General features: G+C 42.8%; 12 protein-coding genes. 11 read left to right on the top strand and 1 reads right to left on the bottom strand.

What is annotated here, in order from left to right:
• Positions 1 to 43: 43 nt before the first annotated feature.
• The 8 genes from dxs (at position 44) to R2B72_RS03955 (ending at position 9575) form a co-directional block, all read left to right on the top strand.
• Entirely contained in the window at positions 44 to 1945 is a 1902-nt protein-coding gene (gene dxs, locus R2B72_RS03990) for a 1-deoxy-D-xylulose-5-phosphate synthase (protein WP_318615261.1), read from the top strand.
• Positions 1942 to 2763 carry a TlyA family RNA methyltransferase gene (locus R2B72_RS03985; RefSeq protein ID WP_318614977.1) on the top strand — a complete coding sequence of 274 codons (822 nt, stop codon included), beginning with the start codon at positions 1942 to 1944 and terminating at the stop codon, positions 2761 to 2763. The genes dxs and R2B72_RS03985 overlap by 4 nt, the downstream gene beginning before the upstream one ends.
• A 93-nt stretch (positions 2764 to 2856) precedes the next feature.
• The gene (ahrC, locus tag R2B72_RS03980; RefSeq protein WP_318614976.1) at positions 2857 to 3306 is read left to right on the top strand and encodes a transcriptional regulator AhrC/ArgR; all 450 of its coding nucleotides are present in this window, start codon (positions 2857 to 2859) and stop codon (positions 3304 to 3306) included.
• An 18-nt stretch (positions 3307 to 3324) separates the two neighbouring features.
• Entirely contained in the window at positions 3325 to 5022 is a 1698-nt protein-coding gene (recN, locus tag R2B72_RS03975) for a DNA repair protein RecN (RefSeq protein ID WP_318614975.1), read from the top strand.
• A 112-nt stretch (positions 5023 to 5134) separates the two neighbouring features.
• Complete coding sequence (locus R2B72_RS03970; protein WP_318614974.1) at positions 5135 to 6103, top strand: SpoIVB peptidase S55 domain-containing protein; 969 nt, start codon at positions 5135 to 5137, stop codon at positions 6101 to 6103.
• Positions 6104 to 6365: 262 nt separating this feature from the next.
• Entirely contained in the window at positions 6366 to 7163 is a 798-nt protein-coding gene (gene spo0A / locus R2B72_RS03965) for a sporulation transcription factor Spo0A (protein ID WP_318614973.1), read from the top strand.
• Positions 7164 to 7318: 155 nt separating this feature from the next.
• A complete protein-coding gene (locus R2B72_RS03960; RefSeq protein ID WP_318614972.1) occupies positions 7319 to 8881 on the top strand; it encodes a FapA family protein in 1563 nt (520 codons plus the stop codon).
• Positions 8874 to 9575: a glycerophosphodiester phosphodiesterase gene (locus tag R2B72_RS03955; protein WP_318614971.1), complete on the top strand. Its 702-nt coding sequence runs from the start codon at positions 8874 to 8876 to the stop codon at positions 9573 to 9575. The genes R2B72_RS03960 and R2B72_RS03955 overlap by 8 nt, the downstream gene beginning before the upstream one ends.
• A gap of 348 nt (positions 9576 to 9923) precedes the next feature.
• Here the strand turns inward: R2B72_RS03955 and R2B72_RS03950 are convergent, their stop codons facing one another.
• Positions 9924 to 10160, bottom strand: coding sequence for a DUF2627 domain-containing protein (locus R2B72_RS03950; protein ID WP_318614970.1), 237 nt, complete (start codon positions 10158 to 10160; stop codon positions 9924 to 9926).
• Between the two features lie 127 nt (positions 10161 to 10287).
• Between R2B72_RS03950 and R2B72_RS03945 the strand changes: the two genes are divergently transcribed.
• Genes R2B72_RS03945 through R2B72_RS03935 form a run of 3 tightly spaced genes read left to right on the top strand, consistent with a single transcriptional unit; the run spans position 10288 to position 14366 of the window.
• The gene (locus tag R2B72_RS03945; protein WP_318614969.1) at positions 10288 to 12303 is read left to right on the top strand and encodes a sigma 54-interacting transcriptional regulator; all 2016 of its coding nucleotides are present in this window, start codon (positions 10288 to 10290) and stop codon (positions 12301 to 12303) included.
• A gap of 29 nt (positions 12304 to 12332) precedes the next feature.
• Positions 12333 to 13241 (top strand): phosphate butyryltransferase, encoded by a 909-nt coding sequence (gene yqiS, locus R2B72_RS03940; protein ID WP_318614968.1) that lies wholly within the window; start codon positions 12333 to 12335, stop codon positions 13239 to 13241.
• Positions 13242 to 13265: 24 nt separating this feature from the next.
• The gene (locus R2B72_RS03935) at positions 13266 to 14366 is read left to right on the top strand and encodes a Glu/Leu/Phe/Val dehydrogenase (protein WP_318614967.1); all 1101 of its coding nucleotides are present in this window, start codon (positions 13266 to 13268) and stop codon (positions 14364 to 14366) included.
• Positions 14367 to 14572 lie beyond the last annotated feature (206 nt).

Genomic DNA, 14572 nt, shown 5'->3' with positions numbered 1-14572 from the left:
GATATAATGAACTAAGGAAAATTTATGAAGGTGTGTGATAATGATGGATCTTACTGAAATTACCAGTCCATCTTTTCTTAAAAAACTCAACAAGGAACAGATGACAGAACTTGCCGAAGAAATTCGCAAGTTCCTGATTGGAAAATTATCTGTCACCGGTGGGCATATTGGACCGAATCTGGGTGTTGTCGAATTAACAATTATGCTTCATCGGTTATTTGACAGCCCAGCGGATAAAATTCTGTGGGATGTTGGACACCAGGCTTATGTCCATAAAATTCTCACGGGACGTGCGGGTGAGTTCGATTCGCTCAGACAATTCAAAGGCTTATGCGGCTTCCCTAAAATGAATGAAAGCGAGCATGATGTTTGGGAAACAGGTCATAGCTCCACTTCATTATCGGCAGCAATGGGAATGGCAGCGGCACGAGACATCAAGGGAGATTCAAATTATGTCATTCCAGTCATTGGTGATGGGGCGCTGACAGGTGGTATGGCATTGGAAGCGTTGAATCATATTGGTCATGAGAAAACGAATATGATTGTGATCTTGAACGACAATGAGATGTCGATTGCGCCAAACGTTGGGGCTCTCCACACAGTACTTGGGAAACTAAGAACAGCCGGCAAATACAATAATGCGAAGGATGAACTCGAATATATCCTGAGAAAAATTCCGGCAGTTGGCGGAAAAGTAGCGGCAGCGGCAGAACGTGTCAAGGACAGCTTAAAGTATCTACTTGTTTCAGGTATCTTTTTTGAAGAGCTAGGCTTTACGTACTTGGGTCCAGTTGACGGGCATGACTTCAATGAATTGGAACGCAATCTCCTGTATGCCAAGAAGATGGATGGACCAGTTCTGTTGCATGTAATCACCAAAAAAGGCAAGGGATACAGCCCGGCTGAAGACGATAAAATCGGTACTTGGCATGGCACAGGACCTTATAAGATTGACACAGGTGATTTTGTTAAATCTTCATCGGTTGCTCCTTCTTGGAGTGGACTGGTGGCTGAGACAGTGCGGACTATTGCGCGTGAGGATCAACGTGTGGTTGCCATTACGCCTGCTATGCCAGTCGGCTCTAAACTGGAATCGTTTGCGGCAGAATTCCCGAATCGTTTCTTTGATGTGGGCATAGCTGAACAACATGCAACAACGATGGCTGCTGGGCTTGCTACTCAGGGCATGAAACCATTTTTGGCGATTTATTCGACATTCCTTCAACGAGCGTATGATCAAATGCTCCACGATATTGCGCGGCAGAATTTAAATGTCTTTATTGGCATCGACCGCGCAGGACTCGTAGGCGCAGATGGTGAAACGCATCAAGGTGTCTTTGATATTGCCTTTTTAAGGCATATGCCGAATCTAGTCATTATGATGCCTAAGGACGAAAATGAAGGACAGCATATGGTCAAAACGGCCATTTATTATAACGGGGGTCCGATTGCAATGCGTTATCCGAGAGGAAACGGGCTCGGTGTACCGATGGATGAAAAACTTCAAGCGATTCCAATTGGTTCGTGGGAGGTTCTTCGCGAAGGAACTGATGCTGCTATTTTGACATTTGGCACAACGATACCAATGGCATTACAAGCAGCAGAAGCGTTGGCCGCACGAGGTATTCATGTGAAGGTTGTCAATGCTCGATTTATCAAACCACTGGATAGTCAATTGCTAAACGAATTGTTTGCAACGGGCATGCCGATTATGACGGTTGAAGAAGCAGTCCTTGCCGGCGGTTTCGGTAGCGCAGTCATTGAATATGCACATGATAGTGGTCAGGCCACTGTCCCAATCCGTCGAATGGGTATTCCTGATCAGTTTATTGAACATGGTAATGTTGATGAGCTACTAGCGGAAATTGGTATGACGGCAGGGCACCTCGTTGACAACGTACAGTTGTTTGTGAAGGAACTTGCAATGGAAAGGGAGCAAGTATGACAAATCGTATAGCAAAAGAGCGGGTCGATGTCTTGCTCGTCGCACGTGGACTTGTTGAAACACGAGAACAAGCTAAACGTTCGATTATGGCAGGAATCGTTTATTCCGCCGAAACAAGGCTCGATAAACCTGGAGAAAAAATTCCCGAGGATGCACCACTCACTGTTAAGGGCTCCACTTTGAAATATGTTAGCCGCGGGGGCTTGAAGCTTGAAAAAGCACTTGAGCAGTTTGAGGTAGATGTGACTGACAAAGTAGTGCTAGATATCGGCTCATCTACGGGTGGTTTTACAGATTGTGCCTTGCAAAATGGTGCAGTTCATTGCTACGCACTGGACGTTGGTTACAATCAGTTGGCCTGGAAAATACGTCAAGACCCTCGAGTAACAGTGATGGAAAGAACGAATTTTAGACATGCAACACCAGAAATTTTCACCGAAGGCGTCCCACAATTTGCAACGATTGACGTATCATTCATTTCTTTGACACTTATTTTACCTGCTTTAAAACATATTATTGCAGATGGAGGAGACGTTATTGCACTCGTCAAGCCTCAATTTGAAGCAGGTAAAGGAAAAGTAGGTAAAAAAGGTGTCGTTCGTGAAAAATCTGTTCACCTTGATGTGTTGAAAAAAATTGCAGAGGCATCCATACAAGAAGGATTTAGTCTGCGAAGTATGTCATTCTCTCCTGTAACGGGAGGGGAAGGGAATATCGAATTCCTTTTCCATTTAACAGCCGAAGACAACCCAACTACTCTTTTTGATGATGAGTCGTATGACAAGCTGATTGAAGAGGCCTACAAGGCATTGCAATAGCGCGCATTTATTTGCGCGTTTTTCTTGTTGTAGGAAAAATTCGATGGTAAAGTATAAAATAAGACATAACAAGTGTGTATGGGAGCGATATGTATGAATAAAGGGCATAGACATATTCGGATTCGGGATATTATCTCGAATTTTGAAGTAGAGACACAAGATCAGCTGGTAGATAGTTTAAAAGAAGCGGGAGTGGCGGTAACACAGGCGACTGTTTCGCGTGACATTAAAGAAATGCATCTTATCAAGGTTCCTTTACCAGACGGTCGCTATAAATACAGCCTTCCTGCCGTACATAGTTATAACACGGAGCAAAAACTTAATCGTATGCTAACTGATGCATTCGTCAGCATCGACGGAGCGGGTCATTTTATCATACTGAAAACGCTTCCTGGTAACGCACAGGCTGTTGGCTCTTTAATTGATCATCTTGGATGGGATGAAATGCTCGGAACGATTTGCGGCGATGACACATGCCTAATCATTTGTCGAGATGAATCACTGACAATGGTCGTCAAAGAAAAATTGCTTGCGATGCTTTGAGGAGAGAGGTGACTGTATTTGTTAAGTGAAATCTCTATAAAAAACTTTGCAATTATTGAAAACCTCGATATTACTTTTGACGAAGGTCTAACTGTCTTGACCGGGGAAACTGGCGCGGGGAAATCGATTATTATTGATGCGGTTCAGCTACTGGCAGGTGGCAGGGGATCGCAGGAATTTATCCGTCATGGTGCGATAAAGGCTGAATTAGAAGGATTGTTTACGATTGCAGATCCAGCACATCCAGTCATAGAGAAACTGACTGAGCTTGGTATTGATGTGGAAGAAGGCAGCATCATTTTACGACGCGATTTGAATGCAAATGGTAAAACGGTTTGCCGTGTCAATGGAAAACTCGTCACAATTGCAGTGTTGAGAGAAATTGGTTCTCAGTTAATTGACATACATGGGCAACATGAAAACCAAGAACTCATGCATGAAAGAAGTCATATCCATCTGTTAAATCATTTTGCTGGCGACAAACTGACGCGAGCGTCTGACAACTATGCAGATCTTTATGAACTGTATCGCAAACTGAAGCGTAAGCTCGAAACAGCCGATGACAATGAGCAACAAGTAGCGCAACGTATCGATTTGTATTCATTTCAACTAAAAGAAATTGATGCAGCTGCGCTTGTCATTGGGGAAGAGGATGAGCTAGAAGCTGAAAAGCAAAAGCTACAAAATTTTAATCGTCTTTATGAGCGTTTAAATACGGCTTATCTGTCTATCAGTGGAGATACGCATGCGCTGGATTGGCTTGGTTCGGCTATGAGTGATATTGAAGATGCGGCTTCTGTAGATAAAACCTTGGCGCAGCATGCAGAAACCGTTGCAGCGAGCTTTTATACATTGCAAGATACTGCACATGAACTAAAAAGTATACTGGATGATATGGAATTTGATCCAGCTCGACTAGAAGTAGTTGAAGATCGGCTGGCCCTTCATATTTCGCTGAAAAGGAAATATGGCAAAACAATTGAGGATATTTTACTATATCGTGATAAGATTGCGGAGGATCTCGACAATTTAGTCAGTCGGGATGAACGACTCGCAGCACAGCAAGAAAAAATGGCGCAATTGTTGAAGGACCTGGAAGTTGAAGCGGAGGAGTTGTCGATTATTCGACAAGCAGCAGCAGGTCAATTACAACAGGCAATTATGGAACAACTGCAACAATTACATATGGAAAAGGCATCATTTAAAGTAGAGATAATGCGTAAAGCGGCTGGTGTTTTTGATGCAAATGGTTATGATGATGTGGTGTTTCTCATCTCCACGAATGTCGGTGAACCATTGAAGCCTCTTGTTAAAGTGGCTTCAGGGGGAGAGCTTTCACGGATTATGTTGGCCCTCAAAACCATTTTTTCAAAACATCAAGGCATTACGTCGCTCATTTTTGATGAAGTCGATACGGGTGTGAGTGGACGAGTAGCCCAAGCGATTGCGGAGAAGATTGCCATGATTGCAACGCATTCCCAAGTATTGTGCATCTCTCATTTACCGCAAGTTGCGGCAATGGCAGATCATCATTGTCTCATTAAAAAAGAAGTGGAAGATGACAGGACGCGAACAGCAATCCATGATGTTATTGAGTCGGAACGAACGCAAGAGCTATCGAGAATGCTGTCGGGTGCTGAAATTACGCCACTGACATTGAAGCATGCTGAGGAATTACTGAACTTGGCAGAACAACGAAAAAAATCATTTCGCTAAAAGGGAAACGCGCATAGACCAGTATGCGTGTTTTTTTTTGCTTTATTTACCCTTTCATAAGATTCCCGAGAAAGGACATACCATTAGTATCTTAATTCGTGGGAGGTGAAGTATGGGATGGAGTAGACAGTTTAAGTTGGCCGTTTCGTTTTCTGTGCTGTTGCTTGTCATGCCATTCAATACGAATGCAGCATCTGCGCAAGAAGAATCGCTCATTCCAATGGGACACTCAATCGGTATTAAAATGGAGCTATCGGGTGTTTTCATCACAAATGATGTCATGATTAGTAAAGATCATTGGTTGAAGGCAGGTGATTTAATCGGACAAGTAGATGATGTCACAATTGGTACATTAACTGACTTCGAAACAGCATTGTCTACCCTGCGTGACAAAAAGGAAATCGTATTGCATGTATCCCAAAATGGGGACAAAATTCAGATCCAAGCAGATGGCGATGCGATGAAACGTCTCCTGCCATTCCTGAAGGATCGGACGGAAGGTACAGGAACCTTAACGTATGTCGATCCGGATAATGGAACTTATGGTGCACTGGGTCATCAGATCATCGATAGCGCATTAAAATCACCACCTTCTTTTAACAACGGTGCCATTTATCTGTCGGAAATTGGCCAGATTAAAAAAAGTGTACCAGGCGTTCCGGGTTATAAAATTTCAACAATTGTTGAAGATGAGGATTTTTTGGGGACGATTCGAACAAACGGTGTGTACGGTATTTTTGGAGCTTGGAATAGCGCTCATAAGAAAGTGTTAACTGAACCTCTAGAGATTATGCATCCTGAACAGCTCAAAGAAGATGTAGCGGAAATTTTTACCACGATTAAAGGAACAGAAGTTGAATCGTTTTCCATCCGAATTACAAAAGTTGAACAAGATCAGTTTCAATTTGTCTTGACAGATCCCAAATTATTGAAAGCGACAGGTGGGATTTTGCAGGGGATGAGCGGGAGTCCAGTCATCCAAAACGGTAAATTTGTAGGTGCTGTCACGCATATGTTTGTCGATGATCCAGAAAAAGGGGCAGGACTTTTCCTGGAAACGATGCGTAGTGGAGAAAAATGAAGAAGGGAAAAGGACCAACTTGAAATTTAAGTTGGTCCTTTTTTTTTGTCGTGGTAAACTATACATAAACGTTACGACAATTTTGGAGAAAACAATGGATTTGGTCGAAATTTAGGGAAACTATAAGTCTGAAGATTCATTTTCAATTTTTAAAAAAGGGTTGTCTAATTATTTGTCGAAAAATTCATCTATGCAATGTAAAAGCGGGTTGCTGTTTATTTTAAGAAAATTGATCGTATAAATGTACTGGAGGGAAATGGGAATGGAAAAACTAAAAATAGCGATTGCTGACGATAACAAGGAATTGGTGAAAACGATGGTGACTTATTTTGAAAGACATCCTGAAATCGATATCATCTGGACTGCAAATAACGGAAAAGTGTGTCTGTCGATGTTAGAAGAAAAAAAGCCTGACGTACTTTTACTTGATATCATTATGCCACATCTAGACGGAATTGCAGTACTTGAAACATTGAGTACTAATGTACAAATTGCCGATCTGCATATCATTATGCTCACTGCCTTTGGACAGGAAGATGTGATGACGCAAGCGGCTAGTCTTGGGGCTTCTTATTTCATGCTTAAACCTTTTGAATTTGAAAGGCTTGCGAACCAGATTTTCCAAGTGGCGGGCACAAGGAAGCCAATTGTCCCTATGGCTAAAGCTAAACCTGAAGTGGAATACGCACCAGGTACGGTTAGCCAAAAAGTACTCGATACGACAATCACGTCGATTATTAAAGAAATTGGTTTACCGGCTCATATTAAAGGCTATGCGTTCCTTCGGGAAGCCATTCAAATGGTCTATACAGACGTTGAGCTACTAGGTGCTGTGACAAAAGTGCTTTATCCGGAGATTGCCAAAAAGTATAATACAACATCATCCCGTGTGGAACGCGCCATTCGTCATGCGATTGAAGTCGCATGGAACCGAGGTAATTATGATGTTATCTCTAAAATGTTTGGTTACACTGTCCACCATCTAAAAAGCAAACCGACAAATTCAGAATTTATCGCGATGATAGCTGACAAGATTCGTTTGGAGCATATGGCGAGTTAATCACATATAATCAAATAGAAGAAATGCCTACTTATGACGAGAATTATGTTCATATAGTAGGCATTTTTTCTTATTCTGAATAAAAGCACAATAAACCAATCAATAATCTTCAAATGCATTATATAATAGGGGTAGATAGAAAGGGTGAATCTTCGGTGTTGATTCAAAATGATTATTTTGATCTTTTTGTACAAGAAGAGAAAGTAATAGTCCGTTCGAAAAAAAGTGGTTTTCCACTGAAGTCATTTGATGCCATTACAAAACAATTTCCCCGCTTAAAAATAACCTCGTTCATTGTGTTACGAAAAGCGCTTACTGAAACGGACGGAGAACATATTATTGGAAGTTGGCTACCTGACTTTGAATTATTTATTACGGCCGATAAAATGAAAGCACAACTCATAATCAATATGGCAACAGAGGAATTCGAAGACAACAAACAAGCTATTGTAGAGCAGGTCAATCAGACGCTTGACGCAGCCGGGATTATTCATGGTAGAAAGTCTATGGAAGATGTGACGTTCAAATCGGATGAGCCGTTGATTGTTGCCATAGGAACGGAGCCGGAGCAAGGAACAGACGCGATTATCACGTATATGGAAATTCCTGAGCGGAAACCTGTTATTCGTGAAGACGGCTCGGCGGACTATTATGAAATGAATTTCGTTACGCCTGTCAAAGAAGGCGATTGGTTAGGTGAAAAAATACCACCTCAAAAGGGGATTGACGGTCGGGATATCTACGGAAATGTCATTTCAGCTCAAAGAGGCAATGATGAAAAATTAGGCTATGATCGAAAAGCTATACATGAGGAAGAACAAGACGGAAAGATTGTGCTTCGTGCATTGCATGGGGGCGCATTGGAAAATACACATGGCATCTTAAGCGTTGGTAAACAACTAGTGATTAGTGGTGATGTGGGCCCTGAAACAGGATCGATTACATTTGACGGGTCTGTTGTGGTTTATGGAACCGTACTTGCAGGGTATTCAGTAAAAGCAACGGGTGATATTTCCATTGAAGGAAATGAAGGCGTGACCAATGCAAAGGAAATCCAATCATCGCAAGGGGATATTTACATAAAAGGTGGCGTTTTTGGCGGTGGACTAACAATCGTCGAAGCACGAGGCGAAATTTTTATTAAACATGCAAATAATTGCAAGTTGTACGCCAAAAATGTCCATACGGGCCTTTATTTATTCGGAACAGAAGTCATTGCCGAATGCGTATTTGTTGATAAAAACCAAGGGAGAATTATTGGTGGTCATATCGAAGCGTTGTTTCGTATTGAATGTGCGTATGCCGGCAATAATCACGAGCGAACGACATTACTTTATGCCAAAGGAATTGATAAGGATAGACTTTACAAAGAAATTCAGGAGATGGCACAAGATTTGAAAAATCGCCAAAGTATTTTGGATAAACTAGAGCAGCATTCTGTTCAATTTGAAAAAGTGGCGGTTGGGATTAGTGGTCCACAAGCAGAAGTTTATAGGAAAACAAAGGAAACAATTGAATCGAATCTAGTTGCTATTCAAGAACTCGATAAAGAAATCCAACTAAAAATGCATACTATTAAACAAGCTGTGCCTGCTCAAATTGAAGTAACGAAAGAGGCTTATCCTGGATCAGTCATCCAAATTGGTTCACGATCGACGACACTTCATGAGGCAAGGAAAGGTGTTTTTGAAGTCTTGGATGGTGTTTTGAATGTCTAAGCCTGCTGTTTTTGCACATCGTGGTGCGTCGGCTGTTCGCTTTGAAAATACGATGTCAGCTTTTGAGAAGGCGCTTATGCAAGGGGCGGATGGCATTGAATTGGATGTCCAAGTGACCGAAGATGGTGTACCCATTGTGATCCACGATGCCGACCTTGTAAGACTTGCGGGTGTTCACCGGACAATTGCAACGATGACGAGTGCAGAAGTAGCCGCTATACGGGTGGGTAAAAAATATGCTCGTATGGTAAATGGTCACCAGATTCCGACCTTGACAGAGGTTGCGATGTTTAGTGATAAGCATGGGTTAGCGCTCAATGTAGAATTGAAAGAGACTGTTTCCGAGCGTCCAGAATCTATCGAACGAATTGTTGATAGTGTGTCACACATGGAAAACCTTCATTTTTCCTCATTTGATTATCGCTTGCTTGAAAAAATAAAAGCTGTGGATGCAAGCATAGAAACAGCCTACCTAGTACGCAAAAATGGCGTGGATTGGGATCATCTTGAGCAGTATGCTTCGGCAGATGGTTTTCATTTACACAAGCGATTGTTGCAAGAACCTTATGTAAGTAAACTGATTCAATCAGGAAAAAAAATTAGGGTTTATGGCATGACGGGGCAAGAGACGATTGTGCTCGATCCACCACCGTATATTGCCGGCTGGATAACTGATTACCCAGACCGATTCTAGTTTTATTCAGCAGAACCATTGCTGAATAAAGCTAGAGCCTCCGGCGGATGTCACAGATTTTGAAGGGAGTTGGGGAAGGCAGTCTAAGTTCGCGACTTCCTGAAAGTGCCTTAATTTCTGCAAAGAACGCAGAAATACGGCAAATCGAACCCTTTGCTGTTCGATTCGCAACAAAGAGGGATGTAGTTCAATCCCCTTTCCACTGCATGACCTACAAGGAAGGATGCAGTTCAATCCTTCCCCCCTGTAGGCCTCAAGCTCAATTGAAAATCTGGACGCAAAAACGCCGTGGCGTTTTTGATTTCATAAGAAAAGGACCACGACGTTACATGCGTTATGGTCCTTTTCTTATTTTTTTGCAAATCGACCCTGTACACGCCCATTTTTTCGATCGCGACGTAGAAGGAAGCCAGCAAAAAATGCAAGTCCAGCCGCACAAAAGAGCAATCCGACGACAAATTGTAGCCAGATGAACGGGAAGGGTTTGAATAATATGCCGAAAATGGAATCCCGCATCAATTTTATACCACCGGCCGCAAAAAGACCGGGGATGAGTAGGACAATAAAAGCCGCTAAACGTGCCATCAGTAACAACTCCTTAACGCATCTAATTTTACCTTGTCAGTTTTTATTGTCAAGAAGAGAGCAATCGTGTATGATTAGTTTGTAATTGCAAAAGATTGCATGATTTAAAAGAGGAGAATGAATACCCTTGCAAAACGTTCTTATTGTCGGGGCGGGCACAGACGGATCTATAATACTGGACCTTCTCCAAAATTTAGAATTCATGAATGTTAGAGCAATCATCGATACTGATGAACATGCACCAGGAATCAATCAAGCAAAAAAACATGGCATTGCACACGGCACGGATTGGAGAAGTTATCTAACGGATGACTTGCATATCATTTTCGATGTAACCGGCAACAAAGCAGAGTTCGCTGAATTGTTAAAAGCGCGACCTGCCCATACTGTGCTGATACCTGGTTCTGTTGCCAATCTCCTTGTGAAGCTTCTTGAAGAGAATGGAACGTACATAAAACAGATTCATACAGAAATGTATAAGCAGCGGATGATCTTTGATTCCATTGAAGAAGGTATGATTGGCATTAATGACAATGGTACAATCGATTTTTTCAATAAAAGTGCTGCCCGCATGGTGGGCGTTTCGGTGGACAAGGCGATTGGCAGACTTATCACAGAAGTTATCCCGATGACTGAGCTCCCAAGAGTCTTCAAAGCAGGCAGAGCAGAATTGAATCGGGAATTGACTCTCGCCAATGGCTTGAAAATTGTGACATCCCGATATCCTTTACTAGATTCTGAAGGTAAAAGAGTTGGAGCTTTCGCAGTGTTCAAAGACATTAGCGAAGTGGTCGCACTCGCGGGAGAAATTACGGACCTCAACAAAGTAAAGACGATGCTGGAAGCAATTATCTATTCCAGTGATGATGCCATTTCAGTCGTCGATGATCACGGTAATGGCATTCTTGTCAATCCAGCCTATACGCGAATTACGGGTTTAACCGAAGATGAAATCATTGGTAAGCCTGCCAATGCTGATATCAATGAAGGCGAAAGTATTCATATGAGAGTGCTTCAGACGAAAAAACCCGTCCGAGGTGTTAATATGCGCATTGGTGAAAATAATCGTGAAGTGGTCGTCAATGTTGCACCGATTATCGTTGATCAGCAAATTAAGGGCAGTGTCGGGGTGATTCACGATATCACTGAGATGCGAAACTTGATGAAAGAACTTGACCGAGCACGAACGATTATCCGTAAATTGGAAGCTACATATACATTTGAGGATATTTTCGGTGGTTCATCGGATATTGAAATTTCGATTGAGCAGGCAAAATTGGCTGCCAAATCAGATGTTCCTGTCCTTCTGCGGGGCGAAACAGGAACGGGCAAAGAATTGTTTGCACACGCCATTCATAGCAGTAGCACACGACGGTTTCATAAGTTCATTCGTGTCAATTGCGCTACAATGAATCCGGTTACATTTGAGGCTGAATTATTTGGAGCGGATGGTGAATTGGAACGTGGGCAAGGAATTTTTGAGGAATCGGATCAGGGTACGTTGTTCTTAGATGAAGTCGCAGAACTTCCGCTTGCGTTACAAAAGAGATTGTTGGCCTATTTAACGAATGAGACGATTGGTAGCAATCCTACAGAGTTATCCGTTCGTATTATTACAGCAACGTCAAAAAACTTAGAAAAGGCTATGCATGAAGGGCTATTCAATGAAGAACTGTATTATGTTCTCAATCGGATTTCCATTCAAATTGCGCCGCTTAGATCTCGAACAAAGGATATCCCATTAATTGTTGGACATTTACTCGTGAAACTCAATCAGGAATTTGGCATGAACATTAAGACAATGACTGATGAAGCAGTGGAACGGCTTCAGCAATATGATTGGCCAGGAAATGTGCGGGAACTTGAAAATGTGCTGAGCCGGGCTATGATATTTATGGACCCTGGGGAAGCTGTCATTGGCTTAGATGATGTGGTTAAATCCTTTTCATCTAGGGAAGAGAAAGATGAGGAAACGTTTCTTCCGGAAAGAAGTACGCTTGCTTCCATCATGGATGATTACGAAAAAACGATCCTTGAAACAGCCCTTCGCGAAAATGATGGCAATAAATCGTTAACAGCCAATAGGCTAGGCATTTCACTTCGATCGCTGTACTATAAACTTGAAAAATTTAGCCTCGTCTAATGGCAACAGGGGGAAAGGAGGACAATACAATGGTTACACTCGATTCACTCGTCGTGAAGGCGGCAGCGAAGACAGGTCCGATTGTCTCTGTCGCGTCAGCAGCAGATTGGGAAGTTCTGGAGGCTGTTAGTAGCGCTATTGCAAAAGGAATTGCTTCGTTTTTGTTATTCGATGATGACAAGCGATTAAAGGAATTGATAGCAACTGATTTTCCGCATTTATTGGACAATGAAAATTGTAGTATTCACCATGCCACTGACGAAGTTGAAGCATCTAGCCTCGCGGTGAAAGCGGTTTCAAGCGGACGAGCACATGTTGTCATGAAAGGTAATGTGGCAACGTCTATCATTTTGAAGGCCGTACTGAATGGTGAATACGGCTTGCGGACAGGAAAAGTATTGTCACATGTCGCTGCATTTGAAGTACCGGGTTATGACCGTTTGTTATTTGTAACAGACGCGGCGATGAATATCGCGCCAGACCTTGCAGCGAAAGCGCAAATTATTCGTAACGCAGTAGCCACGGCACATGCATGTGGTGTCGAGCAGCCGATTGTCGCACCGCTCGCGGCTGTCGAGACGGTTAATCCAGCAATGGTGCCTACGACAGACGCAGCCTCGCTTGTTGTCATGAATAAGCGCGGACAAATCCCGGGCTGCATTGTCGATGGTCCACTCGCACTCGATAATGCAGTTTCTGAACAAGCGGCTGCGCAAAAAGGGATTACAGGAGACACAGCAGGAAAAGCTGATGTCCTAGTCGTCCCCAACATCGAAGCCGGCAATATTTTATACAAATCGCTGATGTATTTTGCCAATGCCAAAGTCGGCGCGATAATCCAAGGCGCCAAAGCACCTATTGTCCTAACATCAAGGGCTGACAGCGCCGAAAGCAAACTGTACTCATTAGCGCTAGCTATACTTGCAATAAAAAACTAAGAGACCCCTAGGAGGAATTACACAATGGAACTTTTTAACTATATGGAGAATCATGATTACGAACAATTAGTTATTTGCCAGGATAAAACATCAGGTTTGAAAGCGATTATCGCTATTCACGATACAACACTTGGACCAGCACTTGGTGGAACACGTATGTGGACCTATGCAAGTGAAGAAGAAGCCATTGAAGATGCACTGCGTCTCGCACGTGGGATGACATACAAAAATGCGGCAGCGGGCTTAAACCTTGGCGGCGGGAAAACAGTTATTATCGGTAACCCGAAAACAGACAAAAACGATGAAATGTTCCGTGCATTCGGACGCTTTATTGAAGGATTGAACGGTCGCTATATCACTGCAGAAGATGTGGGTACAACGGAAGCAGACATGGACTTAATTCACCTGGAAACGAATTATGTAACAGGTACTTCAGCGGGCGGCAATTCGGGCTCATCTGGTAATCCTTCACCTGTAACGGCTTACGGCATTTATCAAGGCATGAAGGCAGCAGCAAAAGAAGCATTTGGTACAGATTCACTAACAGGCAAAGTAGTCACTGTCCAAGGTGTTGGTAACGTTGCCTATGCACTTTGCGAATACTTGCATAAAGAAGGCGCGAAGCTAATTGTTACGGACATTAACGCAGAAGCGGTTCAACGTGTCGTCGACGCATTCGGCGCAACAGCAGTTGGTATCAATGACATCTACTCACAAGAAGCAGACATTTTCGCACCATGTGCACTCGGCGCTATCATTAACGACGAGACGATTCCACAGTTCAAAGTAAAAGTGATTGCAGGATCAGCCAATAACCAATTGAAAGAACCAGAACATGGCGACAAAATCCATGAAATGGGTATCGTATATGTACCGGATTACGTCATTAATGCGGGCGGCGTCATTAACGTTGCGGATGAACTGATTGGCTACAACCGTGAACGCGCATTGAAACGTGTAGAAGGTATTTACGGAACAGTCGAGAAAATCTTTGCTATCTCTAAGCGTGACAGTATCCCAACGTATGTAGCAGCGGACCGCCTGGCGGAAGAACGTATTGCACGCGTAGCAAAATCACGTAAACAATTTTTACAAGACGAAAAAAGCGTATTATCAAAACGTTAATTCATTATTAGACATATGAATCAATTTCATAATTACCTATTTCGATTAAAAAGGCGAACGATTATACGATTATGAATTTCAATATTCGTAAATGTGAAGTTCCACTTTTGTTGATTGGAGCGTAAGGCGGCGACTCCTGCGGGAACAGCACGGGCTGAAGACCCTTGGTGGAAGGCAGTCTAAAGACGCCGCGTCCTGCGGCAACG

The organism is Sporosarcina sp. YIM B06819, from assembly GCF_033485175.1.
Classification (GTDB): domain Bacteria; phylum Bacillota; class Bacilli; order Bacillales_A; family Planococcaceae; genus Sporosarcina.
This window is presented reverse-complemented; position numbering and strand designations above follow the sequence as displayed.